The organism is Pedobacter sp. KBW06, assembly GCF_003852525.1.
GTDB lineage: Bacteria > Bacteroidota > Bacteroidia > Sphingobacteriales > Sphingobacteriaceae > Pedobacter.
This window is the reverse complement of the sequence record NZ_QAJL01000001.1, coordinates 2,113,538-2,135,722: the sequence shown is the minus strand read 5'-3', so window position 1 is coordinate 2,135,722 and position 22,185 is coordinate 2,113,538. Positions and strand designations below refer to the sequence as shown.

20 protein-coding genes are annotated in these 22,185 nt (G+C 42.7%); all 20 read left to right on the top strand.

Annotated elements, in window-relative coordinates:
- The first annotated feature begins 86 nt into the window (after positions 1-86).
- The 20 genes from DBR43_RS08730 (at position 87) to DBR43_RS08635 (ending at position 22,175) form a co-directional block, all read left to right on the top strand.
- Positions 87-1,262 (top strand): hypothetical protein, encoded by a 1,176-nt coding sequence (locus DBR43_RS08730; protein ID WP_124579799.1) that lies wholly within the window; start codon positions 87-89, stop codon positions 1,260-1,262.
- A gap of 18 nt (positions 1,263-1,280) precedes the next feature.
- Positions 1,281-2,519, top strand: coding sequence for a glycine betaine/L-proline ABC transporter ATP-binding protein (locus tag DBR43_RS08725; RefSeq protein WP_124579797.1), 1,239 nt, complete (start codon positions 1,281-1,283; stop codon positions 2,517-2,519).
- A 1-nt stretch (position 2,520) separates the two neighbouring features.
- The gene (locus DBR43_RS08720) at positions 2,521-3,348 is read left to right on the top strand and encodes an ABC transporter permease (protein WP_124579795.1); all 828 of its coding nucleotides are present in this window, start codon (positions 2,521-2,523) and stop codon (positions 3,346-3,348) included.
- Positions 3,349-3,415: 67 nt separating this feature from the next.
- On the top strand, positions 3,416-4,279 hold the full coding sequence (locus DBR43_RS08715; RefSeq protein WP_124579793.1) for a glycine betaine ABC transporter substrate-binding protein: 864 nt from the start codon (positions 3,416-3,418) through the stop codon (positions 4,277-4,279).
- 201 nt (positions 4,280-4,480) lie between these two features.
- Complete coding sequence (locus tag DBR43_RS08710; protein ID WP_124579791.1) at positions 4,481-5,224, top strand: glycosyltransferase family 2 protein; 744 nt, start codon at positions 4,481-4,483, stop codon at positions 5,222-5,224.
- Positions 5,225-5,230: 6 nt separating this feature from the next.
- The gene (locus DBR43_RS08705; RefSeq protein WP_124579789.1) at positions 5,231-6,295 is read left to right on the top strand and encodes an MraY family glycosyltransferase; all 1,065 of its coding nucleotides are present in this window, start codon (positions 5,231-5,233) and stop codon (positions 6,293-6,295) included.
- Positions 6,296-6,427: 132 nt separating this feature from the next.
- Positions 6,428-7,423 (top strand): type I glyceraldehyde-3-phosphate dehydrogenase, encoded by a 996-nt coding sequence (gap, locus tag DBR43_RS08700; RefSeq protein ID WP_124579787.1) that lies wholly within the window; start codon positions 6,428-6,430, stop codon positions 7,421-7,423.
- On the top strand, positions 7,416-7,853 hold the full coding sequence (locus DBR43_RS08695) for a GNAT family N-acetyltransferase (protein WP_124579785.1): 438 nt from the start codon (positions 7,416-7,418) through the stop codon (positions 7,851-7,853). Before gap ends, DBR43_RS08695 begins: the two co-directional genes overlap by 8 nt.
- Positions 7,854-8,009: 156 nt before the next feature.
- Positions 8,010-9,203, top strand: coding sequence for a phosphoglycerate kinase (locus DBR43_RS08690; protein WP_124579783.1), 1,194 nt, complete (start codon positions 8,010-8,012; stop codon positions 9,201-9,203).
- Positions 9,204-9,404: 201 nt separating this feature from the next.
- Complete coding sequence (gene mraZ / locus DBR43_RS08685) at positions 9,405-9,878, top strand: division/cell wall cluster transcriptional repressor MraZ (protein ID WP_124579781.1); 474 nt, start codon at positions 9,405-9,407, stop codon at positions 9,876-9,878.
- Positions 9,868-10,773: a 16S rRNA (cytosine(1402)-N(4))-methyltransferase RsmH gene (gene rsmH / locus DBR43_RS08680; protein WP_124580528.1), complete on the top strand. Its 906-nt coding sequence runs from the start codon at positions 9,868-9,870 to the stop codon at positions 10,771-10,773. The genes mraZ and rsmH overlap by 11 nt, the downstream gene beginning before the upstream one ends.
- Complete coding sequence (locus tag DBR43_RS08675) at positions 10,770-11,189, top strand: FtsL-like putative cell division protein (protein ID WP_074609260.1); 420 nt, start codon at positions 10,770-10,772, stop codon at positions 11,187-11,189. The genes rsmH and DBR43_RS08675 overlap by 4 nt, the downstream gene beginning before the upstream one ends.
- Positions 11,179-13,281, top strand: coding sequence for a penicillin-binding protein (locus DBR43_RS08670; RefSeq protein ID WP_124579779.1), 2,103 nt, complete (start codon positions 11,179-11,181; stop codon positions 13,279-13,281). Before DBR43_RS08675 ends, DBR43_RS08670 begins: the two co-directional genes overlap by 11 nt.
- 1 nt (position 13,282) lies before the next feature.
- Positions 13,283-14,740 carry a UDP-N-acetylmuramoyl-L-alanyl-D-glutamate--2,6-diaminopimelate ligase gene (locus tag DBR43_RS08665; RefSeq protein WP_124579777.1) on the top strand — a complete coding sequence of 486 codons (1,458 nt, stop codon included), beginning with the start codon at positions 13,283-13,285 and terminating at the stop codon, positions 14,738-14,740.
- Positions 14,740-15,987, top strand: a complete 1,248-nt coding sequence (mraY, locus tag DBR43_RS08660; RefSeq protein ID WP_124579775.1) for a phospho-N-acetylmuramoyl-pentapeptide-transferase — start codon at positions 14,740-14,742, stop codon at positions 15,985-15,987. The genes DBR43_RS08665 and mraY overlap by 1 nt, the downstream gene beginning before the upstream one ends.
- The gene (gene murD, locus DBR43_RS08655; RefSeq protein WP_124579774.1) at positions 15,987-17,330 is read left to right on the top strand and encodes a UDP-N-acetylmuramoyl-L-alanine--D-glutamate ligase; all 1,344 of its coding nucleotides are present in this window, start codon (positions 15,987-15,989) and stop codon (positions 17,328-17,330) included. Before mraY ends, murD begins: the two co-directional genes overlap by 1 nt.
- A 3-nt stretch (positions 17,331-17,333) precedes the next feature.
- Positions 17,334-18,500, top strand: a complete 1,167-nt coding sequence (locus DBR43_RS08650; RefSeq protein WP_199756987.1) for an FtsW/RodA/SpoVE family cell cycle protein — start codon at positions 17,334-17,336, stop codon at positions 18,498-18,500.
- Between the two features lie 7 nt (positions 18,501-18,507).
- A complete protein-coding gene (gene murG / locus DBR43_RS08645; RefSeq protein ID WP_124579772.1) occupies positions 18,508-19,641 on the top strand; it encodes an undecaprenyldiphospho-muramoylpentapeptide beta-N-acetylglucosaminyltransferase in 1,134 nt (377 codons plus the stop codon).
- Positions 19,622-20,977, top strand: coding sequence for a UDP-N-acetylmuramate--L-alanine ligase (gene murC, locus DBR43_RS08640; protein ID WP_124580524.1), 1,356 nt, complete (start codon positions 19,622-19,624; stop codon positions 20,975-20,977). The genes murG and murC overlap by 20 nt, the downstream gene beginning before the upstream one ends.
- Entirely contained in the window at positions 20,970-22,175 is a 1,206-nt protein-coding gene (locus DBR43_RS08635; RefSeq protein WP_233602913.1) for a cell division protein FtsQ, read from the top strand. Before murC ends, DBR43_RS08635 begins: the two co-directional genes overlap by 8 nt.
- The last annotated feature ends 10 nt before the right edge of the window (positions 22,176-22,185 follow it).

Here is a 22,185-nt window from a genome sequence, read left to right as displayed (position 1 = left end):
TATGACGCCCTGAAATTCATTATAATGTTTTATTTAAAGCATTTTTTTACAAGCAGCAATAAAGCGGGCCTGTATTAAACTTTATTATGGTAAAATTCACACAGCTTATAGGCTGTTTAGTGCTATTTATAGTTGTCCCATTAGCCACAACTTTAGCCCAGGATACAATAAGAACAAAAGCCGACACGACATCGTCACGCATACGGTCAGCTCAGCCCAGCCTCAGGATCGGAGGCGCATTGCGGTTCAATTATAACCTTTCTTCCTGGAAGAAAGAACAAGTCAAAAGAGGTGGAGATTTCGGGCTCGATATGTTCCGGGTCAATGCAGATGCCTCCTATAAAAAACTGGATTTTCATGCCGAATACCGGTTTTATGCCAAATCCTTCGGAGGAAGCTTTTTAAAAGATGGTTACCTGACCTATCATTTCAACGACAGTACCAATCTTGCTGTCGGACTGGTGCAGAATCCTTTCGGTAACACCACTTATAACTCTCACAACTGGTTTTTTAACCTGCCTTATTACCTAGGCTTTGAAGATAAAGCTTCTATGGGAATCAGGTTTCACCAACACAACAAACGCTGGTCTTATGATCTTGCCTTCTTCAAGAATGCGATGGAGCTGAATTTTGGCGATCAGACGGAAATTGATCCTTCGAGATATTCCTATGATGTGGCCGGCAGAAATAAAGAAGTAAATCAGGGAAACCTGAAAACAGAATACCTGTTGTCGGACAATAAACGAATTGGCATCTCCGGGATGCTTGGAGGAGTCTATAACATTCCTACCGGTCAAATGGGCTCAAGATGGGCTGCAGCAATACATACAGACCTGAGCTTTGGGAAACTGAATGTGAAACTTCAGTCGATGTATTACCAGTATCATTTGGCCGATTCCGCACAATATAAAGAGGTACTCAGCCTTGCTGCTTATGGTTCGGCTTATGATATCGCCACTAAAGCCTATTTGCATACGGCATCTTTTGCCTACACGGTACCCCTAAAGCTGGGACCGGTAACGGCGGTTACCTTTTATGAAAATTATTCCTACATGAATAAGCCACAGGCCGGATATACAGATTCCCAAATGAACGTATTGGGAGGGATGATCAGCGCCGGGAACCTGGTCACTTATGTAGACTGGGCGGCAGGAAAGAACCAACCTTGGCTGGGCCCGGAATGGCAAAATGGCTTGTCTTCAGGGAATCCGGAATCAAAATGGCACAGCCGGTTTAACATCAATATCGGCTATTATTTCTAACATATAACACATAAAGACATGTCTAAACTTAAGATAGAAGACCTCACACTCATATTCGGAAAAGAAAAAGAGGAGGCACTTTCATTATTGAAGCAAGGGAAAACCAAGGCGGAGATTCTTAAAGAAACAGGTTGTACCGTAGCGGTAAAGAATGCCAGTTTTAACATTGAGCAGGGTGAATTCTTTGTCATCATGGGATTGTCGGGAAGTGGTAAATCAAGTTTATTACGCTGCCTGAACCGTTTAATCGAGCCAACTTCAGGAAAGGTGATTTTAAACCAGCGTGACATTACCAGCCTGGGAGAAAAAGAATTGCAAGCCGTTCGCCGTAAAGAAATGGCCATGGTTTTCCAGAATTTCGGACTGCTGCCGCACCGTACCGTTCTTGAAAATGTTGCTTTCGGACTGGAGTTGCAGGATATCCCGCAAAAAGAACGTGAGGAAAAAGCAAAAACAGTGATCGATCTGGTAAGCCTGAATGGCTATGAAAACCAACATACGGGCGAACTTTCAGGAGGGATGCAACAGCGCGTGGGACTGGCCAGGGCTTTGGCCAACGATCCTGAGATTTTATTGATGGATGAGGCCTTTTCTGCATTAGATCCCCTGATCCGGACACAAATGCAGGATGAGCTGATTGAATTGCAGGAGAAAATGCACCGGACTATTGTTTTTATTACACATGATCTCGATGAGGCCATTCGCCTGGGAGATCGCATTGCAATCATGAAAGATGGAGAAGTAATACAAATAGGAACCCCTGAAGATATATTGACAAACCCGGCAACGGATTATGTATCCTCATTTGTGGAAAAAGTAGACCGTAAGTCGATCATTACAGCAGCCAGCCTGATGTTTGAAAAACCAACAGTGGCGATTTTGAGAAAAGATGGGGTAGAAGGAAGCCTGCGCAAAATGCGTTCTTCCGGACTGACCTCACTGCCTGCCGTTTCTGTAGATAAGCATTTTCTTGGTTTTGTTTACCTGAAAGACATTCTGGAGCTGAAAGCAAAAGGTGAACATACGATCGAAAAAGCAATCATTAAAGATATCCCTGTCGCTTATCCGGAAACTACCGTAGAGCAGATGCTGCCTTTCATTGCAGAAAATGGAAGAGCGGTTCCGATTGTAGATATCGAGACAAATAAACTGATCGGTATTGTTGCCCAAACTTCTTTACTAATCGAAACAACCGGCGCAAACTGGGAAAATGTTACAGGAAACACAATTGATAACCTTCAAAAAGAAATCATATAGTATGATACATATAGGAACTTATATAGAACAATTTATAAACTGGCTTACCCTTCATTTTGCCACATTATTTCATGTGATCAAAGTGGTGGTGGAGTCTATTGTGAACTCCGTAGAGTGGATCCTGATGTTCCCTCCATTCTATGTTATCATTGCATTAATTGCTTTTCTGGCCTGGAAAAGGACGGGCTGGGGACTGATGATATTTGCCATTCTGGGCCTGGGCCTGATTTGGGGAATGGGCTATTGGGCGCAAACTATGGCAACATTGGCATTGATCTTATCTGCGGCTTTCATCGCCTTATTGATGGGCATTCCTTTGGGAATCTGGGCCGCAAAAACGCCTTTGGCGGGGAAGCTGATCAGGCCGGTGCTGGATTTAATGCAAACAATGCCTGCTTTTGTCTACCTGATCCCTGCAGTCTTGTTTTTTGGACTTGGGAAGGTTCCCGGAGCATTTGCTACGGTGATCTTTGCCATGCCCCCTGCGGTACGCTTAACGACGCTTGGAATCAGTCAGGTACCAAAGGACATTGTAGAAGCAACACGCTCTTTCGGAGCAACACCACGTCAGTTACTTTTTAAAGTAGAATTGCCATTGGCATTGCCGACGATCCTGGCAGGGGTAAACCAAACAATTATGATGGCGCTTTCTATGGTCGTGATCTCTGCAATGATTGCAGCAGGTGGATTAGGTGAAGTTGTGCTTAAAGGAATTACGCAGTTGAAAATCGGGTTAGGCTTTGAAGGCGGAATTGCAGTGGTCATCCTCGCAGTGATTCTTGACCGCATTACACAGTCGTTCGGACCAAAGAAAAAGATAAACGCATAAGAAGAAAAAGATAAACGCATATGTTGATCAGCGTATAAATTGATCAGTGAACAGAAAAAAACATACTATGAAAAGATTCATCAGCGGAATATTAATTGCATTAACCATCGGAATGGTTTACTCCTGCGGAAATACAACAAATGATAAAAAGGTAACGATAGCTTATGTGAACTGGGCAGAAGGGGTTGCGATGACTCATTTGTCTAAAGTCCTGCTGGAAAGAGAAGGTTATACCGTGGATTTGAAAAATGCAGATGTGGCACCGGTATTTGCAGCAGTAGCAGGAGGGGATGCGGATGTATTTCTGGATACCTGGATGCCGGTAACGCATAAAGAATATATCGATAAATTTGGGGCTAAGCTGGAAATGCTGGGCACCAATTTTAAAAATGCAAGGATCGGTTTGGTGGTGCCCGACTATGTAAAGATCAATAGCATTGAAGAACTGAACGCCAATGCAGCGATGTTTGACGGCAAAATTGTGGGCATTGATGCCGGAGCCGGAATTATGAATAAAGCAGAAGCTGCGGTTAAAGATTATGGTTTGAAACTCGAATTGCAATCTGCCAGTGAAGCAGCAATGCTGGCCATTCTGAAAAAAAGTATAGATGCAAAGCAACCTGTAGTCATTACAGGCTGGTCTCCCCATTATATTTTCAGCAATTATAAACTGAAGTTCCTGAACGATCCTAAAGGAGTGTTTGGAGCTGTGGAATCCATACAGACCGTGGCGAACAAGAATTTTGTGCTGGCAAACCCACAGGTGACAACTTTCTTTAGAAATTTTCAGCTGGATGATCAGGAGCTGGGTTCCTTAATGGCGGCGATGGAAAGCAATGACAATGAGAAGGTGGCAGTGGAGAAATGGCTGACTGAACATGCGGAACTTGAAGCGCAAATGAGGTCTTTCCTGAAGACAGAAACAAACTAAGCTTTATCTGTATTAAAAAAACGGCTTGAAGGAAATCCTTTAAGCCGTTTTTTTTATGCGCCTGAACTTGTCTTGCAGGGACTTTAGTGCGAATGCCCCTGATTTGATAGAGAAAGTATGGGCTTTTTTATTTTTACGATAGCATTTTAATTAACTATTAAGTATTTTTAATATATTTGATGTCAATCAAATGTGTTAATTATGAAAATAAGTGTCGTTACAGTTGTTTTTAATAGTGTGGAATTTATTGAGGATTGCATTTTGTCTGTGGTTGGCCAGGATCATTTGACTGTAGAATACATCGTAATCGATGGAGGCTCAACAGATGGCACCATTGAGGTCATCAACAGGTACCTGAAGCAGATTTCTTATTTCTGTTCGGAAAAAGACCGGGGTTTATATGATGCATTAAATAAGGGGATTGCGGTCGCTACAGGTGAAGTGCTGGGGATATTGCATGCAGACGATTGTTTTGCCGACCGGAGAGTGCTCAGCGCAGTAGCCGAATGCTTTCAGCGGAATGAATGTGAAGCCGTATATGGCAATTTGAATTTTATAAAACGGCATTTTCCTGCTGAGGCGCATCGGAAATGGTTTTCTAAAGTCTACAGCAGGAAGGACCTGCAGTATGGCTGGATGCCTGCTCACCCTACCTTATTCTTAAAAAAAGAACTGTTTCTTTCCCGGGGTGGCTACCTGCTGAATTTCGGAACCTCTGCGGATTATGAATTGATCCTGAGGTATTTCTATCGCAACAGGATCGATGCGGTTTTTTTAGACAGGGTGCTGGTAAATATGAGGTTGGGTGGTGTAAGCAATGGTTCTCTCAGGAAACGGAGCAGGGCTGCAGTTTCTGATTATAAGGCATTGATCGCTCATGAAATCCCCTATCCTTCTTTAGTACTGCTGTTAAAAAAGCTAAGGAAAATAAGACAGTTTTTTTAGACGTTTATGATGAAAGGGATTGTTTTGTTTGCCTTTAGTTTCTTGCTGGTTGCATTGTTGATTCCGGTAGTCGTTCGCTTCTCCTTTCTTTTAGGAGTATATGATGAGGCAGACGGAAGGCGCAAAAATCACGGCAGGAACATTTCGAGGCTCGGTGGGCTTGCCATATTTGCCGGGTTAATGGCCGGTATTTTACTGTTCATCGATTTGAGGGCAGATATAAATCTGCTCTTCGTACTGTCCTCATTTATACTTTTGTTTATCCTGGGGCTGAACGACGATGTTTGCGGAACAGGTCCGGTTTTAAAGATTTTTGTGCAATCGGTATCGGCCATGATTCTGGTCTTTGCAGGTTGGCAGGAGGAACCCGGCTGGATTGGTTTGCTAATGGTTTTTCTGTTTGTGCTGCTGAGCAATGCCTTTAACCTGATCGATGGGCTGGATGGACTGGCAGGAACTTTGGGGCTTTTTGTTAACCTTTTCTTTGGCATTCTCCTCGGTCTCGGGCAGGATCACAGTTACGGGGGGATTGCAGTGATCCTGTCGGGATCACTTGCCGGCTTTCTCCTGTTTAATTATGCTCCGGCAAAAATATTCATGGGAGATGCCATGGCGATGCTGACTGGACTGATTTCCGGGGTAATGGCGCTGAGGTTTGTTTCCCTCGAAGATAGAGGCGGGCTCAGTTTCCTAACTTCAGACTCGGCCATAGCCCTTGCTTTGGCAGTGTTGATCGTTCCTGTATTTGATTGTCTGAGGGTATTTTTAATTCGGCTCCTGCAGCACAAATCCCCATTCTCCGGGGATAGAAATCACGTCCACCACCGCCTGAAACAATTGGGCTATACAGATGGGACGGTGGTTTTTCGTTTGCTTGTTTTTAACATCAGTATGGTAGGAATGACGCTTTTGCTGCAGCATCTCGGCAATTTTACCCTGATCATGCTGCAGTTTTTTATCTGTATGCTGTGGAATGGCCTGCTTACTTTTGCGATCCGAAAAACAGCGGATAAAAATTACCGTTTAAGAGACGTTCTGCTCAGGGATACTTTAAATATCGGCCGAAATTAATCGCTGCGTAATTTTTAATATTCTATCCGGAAATAGTACCGCTCCTATAAAGAATATAGGTACTTTTGCGCCGTAATTTACAAAAGCCGGGAGGCATTTTGGATTGCTACACCAACAAAACAACAGATAGAAATGAATATAGCAATTAATGGTTTTGGTAGAATTGGCCGTATGTTTTTACGCGGGGCAATTGAGAAAAACATCAATGTTGTGGCCATCAATGATTTAGGTGATGCGGCAACGCTGGCGCACCTGTTTAAGTATGATACGGTACACAGAGGGTTTAAAGGGAAGGTCTCTTTTGAATCAGATGCCTTAATCATTAACGGGAAGAAGATTCAGCTGTATTCAACATCCAATCCTGAGGAGCTTCCATGGGCAGCACTGGAGATTGACCTGGTGCTGGAATCTACGGGTAAATTCATCAGCAGGGCAGGAGCTGGCAAACATTTGCTGGCAGGGGCTAAACAGGTGCTGATTTCTGCACCGGCTGCGGATAAAGACATTCCTATGGTGGTACTTGGTGTAAATGACGAGGCGATAGATTTGAAAAGTACGATTCTTTCCAATGCTTCCTGTACAACGAATAATGTGGCGCCAATGGTGAAAATATTAGACGATAACTGGGGAGTGTTAGAAGGCTACATCACTACGGTTCACTCCATGACCGGCGATCAGAACCTTCATGATGGTCCGCACAAGGATTTAAGAAGGGCAAGGGCAGCTTCGGCTTCCATCATTCCGACAAGTACCGGTGCAGCAAAAGCAATTACCAATATTTTTCCTCATCTGGAAGGTAAGTTAGGTGGTGCCGGGATCAGGGTTCCGGTTCTGAATGGTTCTTTAACCGATTTTACCTGTCTGTTGAAGTCTCCGACAACGATCGAAGAAATTAATGCAGCTTTTAAAAAGGCTTCGGAGCAGGAGTTGAAAGCTTTGGTGGAATATACCGAAGACCCGATTGTTTCCGTTGATATATTAGACAATCCACATTCCTGCATCTTTGATGCACAGCTGACTTCCATCGTGGGGGATATGGTGAAAGTGGTGGGATGGTACGACAATGAATCCGGATATTCCGCAAGATTGGTAGACCTGGTTCAAAAAATTGAAAAAATAAATGGTTAAATATATATCAGCCGAACAAACGCTGCCCTTACGCAGCCAGGTGCTCAGAAATGGGCTTCCGGAAGCGCAATGTGTGTTTCCTCAGGATCACATCGGGGGAGGCTTGCATCTGGGTTGCTTCGCCGGAGATCAATTGGTTTCTGTGGCGACCATCTTCCCTGAAGACCATCCTGAACATGGCCCTCGTGGCTTCCGTTTGCGTGGAATGGCTTCTGATCCGGCCTTTGCAGGAAAGGGGTATGGCGCAAAGCTCATAAATTTTGCAATTGATGAACTGACATCCGCTAATGCTGCTTATATTTGGTGCAATGCCCGTAGTTCTGCCGCTGCTTTTTATACGAAGCTTGGCTTTACGATGATTTCCGAAGAGTTTGAAATACCGGGGATAGGCCCGCATTTCAATATGATCCGGTTGCTGGCTGTAAAATAACCTTAGTCAAACCTGTCTCTTTTTTAAGCTGCAGGACCATCAAAACCAATAATTCTAAACAATAACAATAATGAAACCATTATCAGCATACCAATAGAAACCACAATAAACATGCTGATGATCGCTTCATAACCTTTAAAAAAAAACTATATACGGATGAAAACAATAGACCAGTGTAATTTCAAAGATAAGAAAGCCTTAATCAGAGTGGATTTTAATGTTCCTTTGGACGCGGAATTTAACATTACTGATGATAAAAGGATGCGTGCAGCATTGCCTACCATTACTAAAATATTGAATGACGGTGGTTCTGTAATCCTGATGTCTCACCTGGGACGTCCAAAAGGCGGTCCGGAAGATAAATACTCTTTGAAACACATTTTAGGTGACCTTTCCAGAATGCTGGATTTGGAAGTGAAATTTGCAGACGATTGTATTGGTGCATCTGCGGTAGATAAAGCCAAAAATCTGGAGCCGGGACAAGTGTTGTTATTGGAGAATCTTCGTTTCTATAAAGAAGAAGAAAAAGGCGACAGAGATTTCGCGGAAAAGTTGTCTAAACTTGGAAATGTCTATGTAAACGATGCTTTTGGTACTGCACACCGTGCACATGCCTCTACATCGATCATCGCAGAATTTTTCCCTAACGATAAATACTTCGGCTATCTGATGGCAGAAGAATTGAAAAATGCAGAAAAAGTAAATCATGGTGCAGTGAAACCTTTCACCGCAATTATGGGCGGTGCGAAAGTGTCTGATAAAATTTTACTGATCGAAAGCTTATTGGATAAAGTTGATAACCTGATCATTGGTGGTGGAATGGCTTATACTTTTGCGAAAGCACAAGGCGGTGAGATCGGTACCTCCCTGTTGGAAGAAGACAGAATGGCACTTTGCCTGGAACTGTTGGAAAAAGCGAAAGCAAAAGGGGTGAAGTTATACCTCCCACTTGATACCACCATCGCTGATAAATTTGCAAATGATGCAGAGAAAAAGGATGTAGACACTGGTCATATTCCTGCAGACTGGATGGGGTTGGACATCGGCCCGAAAAGTATCGACCTGTTTTCTGAGGTGATCAAAAATTCAAAAACTTTGCTTTGGAATGGTCCGATGGGTGTTTTTGAAATGGCTAATTTTGAGCATGGTACCCGTGCAATTGCAAATGCGGTTGTGGCTGCTACTCAGGAGAATGGCGCTTTTTCATTGATTGGTGGCGGAGATTCTGCTGCAGCAATTGCCAAATTTAATTTAGAAGATAAAGTGAGTTATGTATCTACCGGTGGTGGTGCATTACTGGAATATATGGAAGGTAAAGAATTGCCGGGAGTAAAGGCGATCAATGCCTAATATTTTAGACTAAATTTAGGACAGGCGTTTCGTTTAAAACGAAACGCCTGTTTTTTTTACCACCTTGATTTAGGCCTTTTTAGCACTTTAAAGTGGCAAAAATCTTGGTACGAAATATGTTGATAATTTTTTGTGGTAGAATGTGGTAAAAAGTGGTAGAAATATCTATTTTTACCCTACATAAAAAGTGCACATATTAAAATGGTTCAATTGTTAGGAGAATTTGATTGTAAATTGGATGCGAAAGGCCGCTTGATGGTTCCTTCGTCTCTGAAAAAACAATTGCCCAACGTTGAGCAAGAGGGACTTGTGATTAACAGGGGTTTTGAAAAGCACCTGGTGATCTATCCTAAAAAAGTATGGGAGGGAATCGTGGAAGAGTTAAGTAAGTTGAATCCGTACGAACAAAAAAACAGAGAATTTATTCGATATTTTACCCGTGGCGCGACGGAATTGACCCTAGATGCGACCGGAAGGGTGAATTTACCTAAGTCTTTATTGGAATCTGTAGGCATAGAAATCAGTGCAGAACTGGTTCTGGCCTGTCAGTTTGACAAGATTGAAGTCTGGTCTAAAAAATCGTATGATGCTTTGTTTGATAAAGAGCCTGAAGATTTTGCAATGCTTGCAGAAGAAGTAATGGGCAATAAGAACAGGAGGAATGATGGAGAATAATTACCACATCCCCGTAATGTTGAAAGAATGTATCGATGGTTTGAATATCAAACCTGATGGTGTATATGTGGACGTGACCTTTGGTGGTGGCGGACATTCAAGAGAAATCCTGAAGCATTTAGGTAAAGACGGAGTGTTGATCGCCTTCGATCAGGACCCTGATGCACAAAGGAATAAGATTGATGACCCACGTTTTATTTTTGTAGACCAGAATTTTGCCTTTATCAAAAATAACCTGCGCTTATTGGGTTATAGAGCGGTAGACGGGATCCTGGCCGACCTTGGCGTTTCTTCCCACCAGTTCGATGTGCCGGAAAGAGGCTTTTCTACCAGGTTCGAGTCTGACCTGGACATGCGTATGGACAAACAAGGCGCTTTAACGGCTGCTGATGTTTTGAATACCTATACAGAAGATCAGCTTCATAAAATTTTCGGAATTTATGGCGAGGTGAAGAATGCAAAATCACTGGCCCGTGCAGTAGTAACCGGCCGTGTGGAACAACCGATTAAGACGCTTGCGGATTTTAAAAGAGCAGCAGGTGCACACATTCCGAAAGGAAAAGAGTATAAATATATGGCTCAGGTGTTCCAGGCTTTGCGTATCGAGGTCAATGCAGAAATTGAAGTGCTGGAGAATTTTTTAATGCAAACAGCCGATGTCTTAAAAACAGGTGGCCGTTTGGTGGTGATGTCCTACCATTCTTTGGAAGACAGACCGGTTAAGAATTTTATAGCAAAGGGGAAATTTAAAGGTGAGGTGGAAAAAGATTTTTATGGGAACGAACAAAAACCCCTTAAAATCATCACCAGAAAAGCGGTGGTTGCGGATGCTGAAGAGCTGGAACGCAACAGCCGGGCAAGGAGTGCCAAACTCAGAATTGGAGAAAAGCTATGAATAACGAGTTCAGGCACCACATAGAAGAGGAGGATTTGGAACCTGAAGAAATTCAGTTGAAGAAACCACGGAGGAAAGTAAGGGAGCCTGAAGGTGAAAAAGCGTTCTTTAAAAAGTTATTTACCGAGGGTGTAGTGACTAAGGAAGCGGCAACAGATATGTTACCGTTTTTACTGTTTTTGTCTGTTTTGTGTATGCTATACATTGCAAACAGCCATATGGCAGTAAAGAACATTAGAAATATTGACAAATTAAATAAAGAAGTAAAAGAGTTGAGCTGGGAATATAAGTCGCTAAAAGCAGACTTAATGTTCAAAAGCAAATTGACTGAAGTTGCAAAAAAGGTAGATACATTGGGAATTAAGGAATTAACCGAACCTCCTAAAAAAATTGTAATCAACACTAATGAACATTAGAGCAAACATATTATTACGTGTTTATCTGTCTTTCGGACTGATTGTACTGCTTGCCGTGGCAGTATTGGTCAGACTATGTGATGTACAGTTTGTAGAGGGGCATAAATGGCGTGCCATGGCCGATAGCCTCTCTACTAAGTATATCAATGTGGAAGCTGCTCGTGGAAATATCTATTCATCAGACGGAAGCCTGCTTGCGACCTCTATTCCTGAGTATGAACTGAGGATGGATTTGTTTGCCGGTGGAATCGATGATGATAAAGTGTTCTATGGGAAAGTTGACTCCTTAGCCCTGAAATTATCCCAGTTTTTTAAAGATAAAACGCCTAAAGAATATTCACGTTACCTGCGTTCGGCGAGACAGGACAGTGCCCGTTACCTGCTGATCAAACGTAAAATAGGTTATCAGGAACTGAAAACGATCAGAACGTTTCCGTTATATAACATCGGGAAGTATTCAGGTGGGTTAATTGCAGTACAACAGAACAAAAGAATTAAACCTTTCAAATTTCTGGCGTCGAGAACAATTGGCTATAAAAACGAGAACGTTGCCAATGGGGTAGGTCTGGAAGGCGCTTATGGAAATTACATCAATGGAGAAAGCGGTAAAAGATTGGTGCAAAGGATTGCTGGTGGTGTCTGGATGCCGGTAAATGACGAAGCAGAAGTAGCGCCTAAAGAAGGAGCTGACATTATATCAACCATCGATATCAATATGCAGGATCTTGCGCAAACTGCCCTGGAAAGACAGTTGAAATTAAGTGATGCAGACCATGGTACGGTAATTTTGATGGAAGTAAATACCGGTGAAGTACGTGCGGTAGCAAACTATACCAGGGTATCTGAAGGTGTTTATGAAGAGCAGTTTAATTATGCCATTGGTGGTAGTCAGGATCCCGGATCTACGTTTAAACTGGCTTCTTACATGGCATTACTGGAAGATAAAAAGGTAGATACAAATACTTTGGTGGATACCGGTGATGGTTTTTACAGAATTCCGGGACATACAATTAAAGATTCACATGGTGGGATTGGTGTGGTAACGGTGATGAAAGCTTTTGAACAATCTGCAAATACAGCAATTGCAAAATTGGTAAACAACCATTATAAGGATAACCCTTCTCAGTTCACGGATCATTTGTATGACATCCACATGAACGAGAAAATGGGGCTGCAGATCCCTGGAGAAGCGAAACCAGTGATCAAAAATCCTTCTAACAGAAGCTGGAACAAGAACATGACCCTGCCACAAATGGCTTATGGTTATGAGATGCAGATTACACCACTTCAGATGCTGACCTTTTACAACGCAGTGGCAAATGATGGAAAATACATCGCTCCTATCTTTGTGAAAGAGATCAGAAGACTGGGAAACCCAATTGAGCAGTTTAAAGCCAGGGTGATCAGCGAGCGGATTTGTTCTGAGAAAACGATTAAGAAATTGCAGGCCATGCTGGAATCTGTAGTGACCAAAGGAACAGGTAAGCTGATGGGCTCTCCGTTTTACAGGGTTGCAGGAAAAACAGGAACTGCACAGGTGGCAGATGGCCGAAACGGGTATAAGGCAAAGAGAAGCTATCAGGCTTCTTTCTGTGGTTATTTCCCTGCGGATAAACCAAAGTATTCGATCATTGTGGCCATTAACGGTCCTAAGAACGGATATTATGGTGCAACAGTAGCTGGTCCGGTATTTAAAGAAATTGCAGACCGCATTTACGCAAGTGATATGCAGATGTATAACAATGTAAAAGACCACTTAGTAGGGAATACGAAAAACCCGGAAGCGAAAGCAGGTCAGAGTAAAGCAGTGAAGAAAGTATATACTGCTTTAGGAATTAAATCGCTTTATGCGGCTAAGTCTACCTATTTCAACAGCATCGATACCAATAATGGTGTGGTGTATGAAGAGTATAATTCTATCAAAGGAATTATGCCGAATGTAAATGGAATGGGCTTAAAAGACGCATTGTACCTTTTAGGGAATGTAGGATTGAAAACAAAGGTGATCGGAAGTGGAAAGGTGTTTAGTCAGTCTATCCCTTCAGGAAGTAAAATAGGTAAAGGATTGGCAGTAGAATTAGAATTGAGATAGTATGCAGTTACAAGATGTTTTATATGGAATAGCAATAACAAACCTGGTTGGCGTAACCAACAGGGAGGTGACTGCGCTTGCTTTTGATTCCCGTCAGATCATTAAGGATACTGTATTTTTTGCAATCAAAGGAACTTTGTCCGATGGACATAAATATATAGCGGATACCATTAATGCAGGTGCTTCAGTAATCGTTTGTGAACAGATTCCTGAAAACAAACATGCAGAGGTGACTTATATTCAGGTAGAAAATACTTCGGTTGCCTTAGGTGCAATGGCGGCTAACTTCTACCATAATCCTTCTTCAAAATTAAAACTGATTGGCATTACCGGTACAAATGGTAAAACGACCATCGCAACGATATTATTTAAATTGTTCCGTGAACTGGGCTATAGTGTAGGCCTGATCTCTACGGTACAGAACCACATCAATGATGCAGTGATTCCTGCAACACATACCACACCTAACCCAATTGCTTTAAACGAGCTGTTGCAGAACATGGTGGATGAAGGTTGTGAATACTGCTTTATGGAAGTGAGCTCTCATGCGGTTGTTCAGCACAGAACTGAGGGATTGAGCTTTGCAGGCGGGGTGTTTTCGAACATTACACATGACCACCTGGATTTTCACAAGACCTTTGACAATTACATTAAAGCGAAGAAAGCATTTTTTGACGGACTTCCGGCGAATGCTTTTGCATTGACCAATCTGGACGACAGGAATGGAATGGTGATGCTGCAGAATACCAGGGCAACAAAACAAACTTATGCACTGAAACAACTGGCCGACTTTAAAGCGAAGGTAGTAGAGAACAGCTTTAATGGTTTGCACCTGGATATTGACCATGCAGATGTATTCTTTAAACTGGTAGGTTCTTTCAATGCATACAACCTATTGGCAGTTTATGGAACGGCAGTACTACTTGGTCAGGATAAACTGACGGTATTGACAGCTTTGAGTAACCTGACCGGTGCGGAAGGAAGATTTGATTACATCACTTCCAGTCAGAACATCATCGGAATAGTGGATTATGCACATACTCCGGATGCGGTTCAGAACGTGTTGAGCACGATTCATGACATCAGAAAAGGTACAGAACAAGTGATCACCATCATCGGTTGTGGTGGTGACAGAGATAAAACAAAACGTCCGGTCATGGCACAGGTGGCCTGCGACTGGAGTGATAAGGTGATCCTGACTTCGGATAATCCAAGGTCGGAGAACCCACAAACAATTGTAGAGGAAATGGAAAAGGGCGTGTCGCCAACAAATAAACGTAAGACGTTGAGTATAGTGGATAGAAGAGAGGCGATAAAAACGGCTTGCCATTTAGCAAGGCCAGGTGATATCATCCTGCTTGCCGGAAAAGGGCACGAAAAGTATCAGGAGATCAATGGAGTGAGGTATCATTTTGATGATAAGGAAATATTAATGGAACAATTAAACTTAATCAGCTAATGTTGTACTATCTGTTTGAATATCTAAATCAGCATTACGATTTCCCGGGATTGAGGTTGTTTCAATACATCACTTTCCGGACTTCATTGGCAGTGATTATTTCCCTGATCATCACTACGGTTTATGGCCGTAGAATTATTGATTATCTGCAAAAAATGCAGGTGGGTGAGACGGTTAGAAATTTGGGTCTGGAAGGACAAATGCAAAAGCAGGGAACGCCAACAATGGGCGGGATCATGATCCTGTTAGGGATTCTGGTGCCTACATTATTGCTGGCCAACCTTTCGAATATTTACGTATTGCTGATGATCATCACCACCGTGTGGATGGGTATCATCGGTTTTGTAGATGATTATATCAAGGTCTTCAAGAAAAATAAAGAAGGTTTAGCGGGAAGGTTTAAGATTGTAGGACAGGTTGGTCTGGCTTTAATCATTGGCTGGACGATGTATTTCAATCCCAATATCGTGGTGAGACAAACGGTTGATGAATCGGGAATCTCGAAAACTACGGCACCAATGGTGTTGAGACAAAAAGGAGAAAGCTTTTACTATACTCAGGATGTGAAATCTACCCTGACCAATGTGCCTTTTTATAAAAACAATGAGTTTGATTATGCCAAAGTCCTTAAGTTTTTGGGCGATGGGTATGAGAAATATGCGGTTTTCGTGTTCCTGTTGTTTGTGGTGATTATCGTAACCGCAGTATCCAACGGGGCAAACATTACGGATGGGATTGATGGACTGGCGACAGGTACTTCGGCCATCATCGGACTTACCTTAGGCTTATTGGCTTATGTATCCGGTAATACCGTGATCGCAGATTACCTGAACATCATGTATATCCCCAATTCAGGAGAGCTGATGATTTTTGCGGGTGCCTTTGTGGGTGCTTGTGTGGGCTTCTTATGGTACAATTCCTACCCTGCACAGGTGTTTATGGGAGATACCGGAAGTCTGGCCATCGGAGGAATCATTGCGGCCTTTGCCATCATGATCCGTAAAGAATTGTTAATCCCGGTTTTATGTGGAGTATTCCTGATAGAGAACCTGTCGGTAATCATCCAGGTGAGCTATTTTAAATATACCAAGAAACGTTTTGGTGAAGGACGAAGGATTTTCCTGATGTCGCCTTTACACCATCATTATCAGAAAAAAGGATACCATGAAGCGAAGATCGTTACCCGTTTCTGGATCATTGGAATTCTTTTGGCCATTATTACCATCATCACTTTAAAACTACGATAATGGAAAATAAAAGGATAGTCGTTTTAGGTGCCGGTGAAAGCGGTGTAGGTGCAGCAATGCTGGCGCAAAAAGAAGGTTTTGATGTTTTTGTATCTGACTTTGGTGCCATCGCTTCTCAGTATAAAGAACGCCTGCAGGAGTTGAACATCGCGTTTGAAGAAAAACAACATACGACAGAACAGATCCTGAATGCAGCTGAAGTGATCAAGAGTCCGGGAATTCCGGAGAAAGCGCCGATCGTTGTTGCCTTGAAAAAGAAACAGATTCCGGTGATCTCTGAGATTGAGTTCGCGAAAAGATATACCGATGCCAAAACGATCTGTATTACAGGATCTAATGGTAAAACAACGACAAGCATGCTGACTTACCATATTTTGAAGAAAGCAGGTTTGAATGTTGGATTGGCAGGAAATATCGGAAATAGCTTTGCTGCTTTGGTAGCTACAGCTGAATTTGACTGGTATGTCCTGGAGATCTCGAGTTTTATGCTGGATGATATGTATGATTTTAGAGCAGATATCGCTGTTTTATTAAACATCACACCAGATCATCTGGACAGGTATGACTACAAGTTGGGGAACTATGCGGCATCAAAAATGCGTATCGCTCAAAATCAGGGTAGTAATGACACTTTCATCTATTGTGCCGATGATGAAGAGACGATAAAGGCAATGAAACACATCAGGTTTAATTCAAAAATGTACCCCTTTTCTATTCGAAAACAAATCGAAGAAGGCGCATACCTGGAAAGTAACAACATGCATATCAATATTAACCATAAAGACCCATTAACCATGTCCATCATAGAACTAGCGTTACAAGGCAAGCATAATATTTATAACTCTATGGCTTCGGGCATAGTGGCAAAAGTATTAGAGATCAGAAATGCTACCATTCGTGAAAGCATGGGGGACTTCAGGAATATTGAACACAGACTGGAACATGTGGCTAAGATCTCTGGTGTGGAATATATCAATGACTCCAAGGCAACGAATGTGAATTCTACCTGGTATGCATTGGAAAGCGTAAATACCGATGTGATTTTAATCATGGGGGGTGTAGATAAAGGAAACGATTACGACATGCTGAAGGACCTGGTTCGCCAGAAGGTAAGGGCAATCGTATGCTTAGGAAAAGACAATAAAAGAATTCACGAAGCTTTTGAAGATGATGTGGAAGTGATTGTCAATACTTTTTCTGCAAATGAAGCAGTTAAGATGGCTTATCACCTGGCTAAAAAAGGAAATACGGTATTGTTGTCGCCTGCCTGTGCAAGCTTCGATTTGTTTAAGAATTATGAGGACCGTGGCAATCAATTTAAGATGGCTGTGAAAGAATTATAGATTATGATCGCAATAAATAAGATTTTAGACAAAACAAAAGGAGATCGCTGGATATGGCTGATCATTATCCTTTTGTCTCTGATCTCTATACTTACGGTGTATAGTGCTACGGGAACCTATGCTTATAAAGTTGGTAAAACGGTGGAAAAGGTCTTATTGACCAAGCATTTGATCTTCGTAATTATGGGGATAGGAATGATCTATGTTGCGCATTTATTGGATTATAAATATTACGCCGGAATTTCAAAAATCCTGATGATCATCACGATCCCATTGCTGTTTTATACGGCAGTTTTCGGGGCGAGCATCAATGAGGCTTCCCGTTGGGTGAAAATTCCGGTAATCGGACTGACTTTTCAAACTTCCGATTTGGCAAAACTGGCGCTGATTACCTTTCTCGCGAGAATGCTGACGAAGAAACAGGAAAATATTAAGGATGTAAAAGAAGCCTTTATTCCCATTATGGGATCGGTATGTGTGGTATTTGCTTTGATTGCATGGGCGAACTTGTCTACGGCAATCATGCTTTTTGGGGTAAGCATACTCTTGCTCATCATCGGAAGGATCAGCATCAAGCAGATCTCTATCGTATGTGCAGGTGGCGCGGTGCTGCTGTTGCTGATTGTGTTTTTAGGGCCAAGGGCCGGAACATACAAGTCGAGGGTAAATGCGTTTTTACATCCGGAGAAACAAAATTCAGACAAGACCTATCAGGCGGATCAATCTAAAATAGCCCTGGCAACGGGTGGTGTTTTTGGAAAGGGACCGGGAAATAGTACACAACGGAATTTCTTACCCCATCCGTATTCGGATTTTATCTTCGCCATTATTGTGGAGGAATATGGTTTGCTGGGGGCAATGACGGTGATTGTATTGTATCTCGTCCTGCTCTACCGGTGCGTCCGGATTGTAACCCAAAGTCCTAAGGCCTTTGGGGCTTTGCTGGCTGCGGGCCTTAGTTTTAGTCTGACGATCCAGGCTTTTGCTAACATGGCCGTAGCGGTAGGATTAGGTCCGGTAACAGGGGTTCCGTTACCATTGGTAAGTATGGGGGGAACATCAATGATCTTTACGAGTATCGCATTCGGAATTATCCTGAGCGTAAGTAGAGATGTAGAAGAAAAAGGGAGTAAAAAAGTAGTTGTAGGTGAAATACCTGCAATGGCATAATATAAAGATGAAGAGAGCAACGAGAATAATTATTTCAGGTGGTGGTACCGGCGGACATATTTTTCCGGCGATATCAATAGCGAATGCCTTAAAACGCATGGAGCCGGGCTGTGAGATTTTATTTGTCGGCGCTACGGGCAGAATGGAAATGGAAAAAGTTCCTGCTGCCGGATATAAAATTATTGGTTTAAACATCAGCGGTATACAAAGAGGCTCTATTGCGAAAAATTTAAGTTTGCCATTTAAATTGCTTGGAAGCATGCGTAAGGCCTTGCAGTTAATTGCTGATTTTAAACCGGATGTTGTGGTTGGTGTTGGTGGTTATGCTTCCGGACCAATCTTGTTTGCTGCATCATTGAAGAATGTTCCTTACCTGATTCAGGAACAGAATTCTTATGCCGGGATCACGAACAAATGGCTGGGTAAGAAAGCAGCTAAAATTTGCGTGGCTTTTGATGATATGGACCAGTTCTTCCCAACAGGGAATATCCTTAAAACAGGAAATCCGGTAAGGAAAGATGTGGTAGATATCGTACAAAAACACCATGCAGGTGCAGAATTGCTGAAACTGGATCCTTTGAAGAAAACGATCCTGGTAACAGGTGGCAGTCTTGGGGCAGGAACATTAAATAAAAGCATTGAAAAGCACCTTCAGGAATTGATTGATGTGGATGTTCAGGTGATCTGGCAAACGGGTAAGTTTTATTATAAAGGAATTGTAGAGCGGGTAGGACTGGATTTTCATCCCAATATCAGAATTCTGGAATTCCTGAATAAAATGGACATGGCTTATGCTGCTGCGGATTTGATTATTTCCAGGGCAGGCGCAGGTACGATTGCAGAGCTTTGTTTGATTAAAAAACCGGTGATCCTGGTGCCTTCGCCGAATGTGGCGGAAGATCACCAGACTAAAAATGCGATGGCGCTGGTCAAACAAAATGCAGCATTGTTAATTGCCGATCGTTCTGCAGAAGATACACTGGTACGGGAAGCTTTGAGTTTATTAGAAGATAAGGAACGCAGTAAAATGTTTTCCGAAAATATAGGAAAGATGGCTTTGCCGGATTCCGATAATATAATTGCAGAAGAGGTAATGATTTTAGCAAGGAAGGGAGGTCATGATGGAGTTAGAAACGATTAAACGGATTTATTTTGTAGGGATTGGTGGGATCGGCATGAGTGCCCTTGCGCGTTATTTCAAAAACAGGGGTTGTGTGGTATGTGGTTATGACAAGACCAGAACGAACCTGACCATCGCATTGGAAAACGAAGGAATTCCGGTTTCTTATGCAGACGAGGTAGCTTCATTGCCTGCTGATTTCGGGACACATGATGTGGACACGCTGGTTGTTTATACGCCGGCCATTCCAAAAAACAGTGCTTTGCTGAACCATTTCAGGGAAGGCGGTTTTGTTCTGAAAAAACGTTCTGAAGTCCTGGGGATCATTAGTAAAGGTCAGTTTTGTATCGCAGTTGCGGGAACACACGGAAAGACCACGACTTCTTCGATCATTGCCCATGTGCTGACAGATACTGGCTTTGGTTGTACTGCCTTTTTAGGTGGAATAGCGACCAATTATAACAGCAATTTTTTGCTGGGAGACAATCATGTGGTGGTGGTAGAGGCTGATGAGTATGACCGGTCATTTTTAACCTTGCATCCTGATCTTTCTGTGATTACTTCTATGGATGCAGATCACCTGGATATTTATGGTGATGCAGGGCAGCTGGAGGAATCCTTCCGCCTGTTTGCCGGACAATTGAAGCCGGAAGGGACCTTGTTTGTGAAAGCAGGATTGCCTTTGAAAGATGGAATTACTTACAGTGCAGGTTCGTCTTCTGAAATCAAAGGACAGAACATCCGTGTGGAAGGTTCGAAGTTTGTATTTGATTATGCAGATGGAGATACGCTGATCTCAGATTTTCAGCTGATGCTGCCTGGAAAACATAACGTAGAAAATGCGGTTGCAGCGATTGCAGTGGCCTTAAAGCTGGGCATTGATGCGGATAAAATAAAGGTCGCTATTGCGAATTTTAAAGGAGTAAAAAGAAGGTTTGAATATATAGTTAATGGGGATGGTCATATTTATATTGACGATTATGCCCATCATCCGGAGGAATTAAGGGCTTGCTTTGACGCAGTCAGACAGTTGTATCCGGAGAAAAAGCTGACGGTGATTTTTCAGCCGCACCTGTTTACGCGGACACGTGACTTTGCAGATGATTTTGCAAAAGTATTGGGTACGGTAGACGAGCTGGTATTGCTGGAAATTTATCCCGCGAGAGAATTACCACTGGAAGGAATTGATTCGAACTTTTTGCTGAATAAAATCAGCCTTAAAAATAAAGAGATTGTTGCCAAAGGCCTGGTGCCGGAGTACATTAAAAATAAAAACCCTGAGTTGCTGCTGACAGTGGGCGCAGGGGACATAGATACGTTAATACAACCACTTAAAGCTAATTTCACTAATGTTTAAAGACATCAATTGGAAATCGGTATTTAACAAGTTTGCCTGGATATTTTGTCTGAGCGGCCTGGTGGTGCTTATGAGTTTTGTAAGCAGCAAGAAAAGTACGGTGGAGATTACCAATGTCAAAATATTAATTCCGGGTGCGGATAACTTTATTGAAAGAGAAGAGATTGATGCGGTTTTGAAGCAGAGTCAGGGTTCTCTGATCGGGCGTAAGCTGGAGCAGGTGAACCTTCAGGACATAGAGAAAAAGATTAAATCGAATCCGTATATCGCAATGGCAACGGTCTATGCGGATATGGATGGGGTGATCCATATTGAAATTAAACAGCGTCAGCCGATTTTAAGGGTGATCAATGCCAATGGTCAGGACTATTATATTGACCGGAACGGATTGAAAATGCCGGTATCTCCAAACTTCACCGCAGATGTGCTGGTGGCGAATGGAAATGTAATGGAACATTTTACCGGAAGGGTGGATACGCTGATCACCAAACTGGCCAGGGATTTGTATGAGACTGCATTGTTTATCAAGAAGGATACTTTGTGGGATGCGCAGATCGAACAGCTTTTTGTAAATGATAAGGCAGATATCGAGCTGATCCCGAGAGTAGGCAATCAACGCATTATTCTGGGTTCTGCAGATTCTTTAGATGTAAAGATGAGAAACCTGCTGGCCTTTTATAAACAAGCCATGCCGAAAGTGGGATGGGATACGTATAAAACCATCAATGTAAAGTATACGAACCAGGTGGTTTGCGTGAAAAATAAACCGGATTCTGTAATTGTCAATGGCGTGAAGCGGCCTAAGATTGTCGATACACTGAAGTCAAATAAAGCGGTGGTTGATAAGCTGGTGTTGCAGCAGATCGCCATGGAAATGAAAAATGACGGAGATGACCCTGACCAGCCTGATGGTGCAGTGGTTCCCCCGCCAAAAACGGTTAAGCCGGTGTTGAGTACAAAACCAGCGATCGCGAAAACCACAAAACCAGCAGCGGCAAAGACAACAAAGCCTGCAGTTGCTAAAACGGTAAATAAAAAGGTAGCCAGTCCTGTAAAGAAAACCACAGTAAAGCCGCCGGCTAAACCGGCAACAACAAAACCCGCCAAGCCGGTAGTAAAAAAACCGGTAAAAACTGCTGCAAAGAAGCCGGGGGCAGCAAAAGAGAATAGTAAAACAGATACCAAGAAGAACAAATAGTATAAAACTC

Bases quoted from the DNA above. Each gene is read 5' to 3' on its own strand.
- DBR43_RS08730 (WP_124579799.1), top strand. From the start codon at position 87: ATGGTAAAATTCACACAGCTTATAGGCTGTTTAGTGCTATTTATAGTT.
- DBR43_RS08725 (WP_124579797.1), top strand. From the start codon at position 1,281: ATGTCTAAACTTAAGATAGAAGACCTCACACTCATATTCGGAAAAGAA.
- DBR43_RS08720 (WP_124579795.1), top strand. From the start codon at position 2,521: ATGATACATATAGGAACTTATATAGAACAATTTATAAACTGGCTTACC.
- DBR43_RS08715 (WP_124579793.1), top strand. From the start codon at position 3,416: ATGAAAAGATTCATCAGCGGAATATTAATTGCATTAACCATCGGAATG.
- DBR43_RS08710 (WP_124579791.1), top strand. From the start codon at position 4,481: ATGAAAATAAGTGTCGTTACAGTTGTTTTTAATAGTGTGGAATTTATT.
- DBR43_RS08705 (WP_124579789.1), top strand. From the start codon at position 5,231: ATGATGAAAGGGATTGTTTTGTTTGCCTTTAGTTTCTTGCTGGTTGCA.
- gap (WP_124579787.1), top strand. From the start codon at position 6,428: ATGAATATAGCAATTAATGGTTTTGGTAGAATTGGCCGTATGTTTTTA.
- DBR43_RS08695 (WP_124579785.1), top strand. From the start codon at position 7,416: ATGGTTAAATATATATCAGCCGAACAAACGCTGCCCTTACGCAGCCAG.
- DBR43_RS08690 (WP_124579783.1), top strand. From the start codon at position 8,010: ATGAAAACAATAGACCAGTGTAATTTCAAAGATAAGAAAGCCTTAATC.
- mraZ (WP_124579781.1), top strand. From the start codon at position 9,405: ATGGTTCAATTGTTAGGAGAATTTGATTGTAAATTGGATGCGAAAGGC.
- rsmH (WP_124580528.1), top strand. From the start codon at position 9,868: ATGGAGAATAATTACCACATCCCCGTAATGTTGAAAGAATGTATCGAT.
- DBR43_RS08675 (WP_074609260.1), top strand. From the start codon at position 10,770: ATGAATAACGAGTTCAGGCACCACATAGAAGAGGAGGATTTGGAACCT.
- DBR43_RS08670 (WP_124579779.1), top strand. From the start codon at position 11,179: ATGAACATTAGAGCAAACATATTATTACGTGTTTATCTGTCTTTCGGA.
- DBR43_RS08665 (WP_124579777.1), top strand. From the start codon at position 13,283: ATGCAGTTACAAGATGTTTTATATGGAATAGCAATAACAAACCTGGTT.
- mraY (WP_124579775.1), top strand. From the start codon at position 14,740: ATGTTGTACTATCTGTTTGAATATCTAAATCAGCATTACGATTTCCCG.
- murD (WP_124579774.1), top strand. From the start codon at position 15,987: ATGGAAAATAAAAGGATAGTCGTTTTAGGTGCCGGTGAAAGCGGTGTA.
- DBR43_RS08650 (WP_199756987.1), top strand. From the start codon at position 17,334: ATGATCGCAATAAATAAGATTTTAGACAAAACAAAAGGAGATCGCTGG.
- murG (WP_124579772.1), top strand. From the start codon at position 18,508: ATGAAGAGAGCAACGAGAATAATTATTTCAGGTGGTGGTACCGGCGGA.
- murC (WP_124580524.1), top strand. From the start codon at position 19,622: ATGGAGTTAGAAACGATTAAACGGATTTATTTTGTAGGGATTGGTGGG.
- DBR43_RS08635 (WP_233602913.1), top strand. From the start codon at position 20,970: ATGTTTAAAGACATCAATTGGAAATCGGTATTTAACAAGTTTGCCTGG.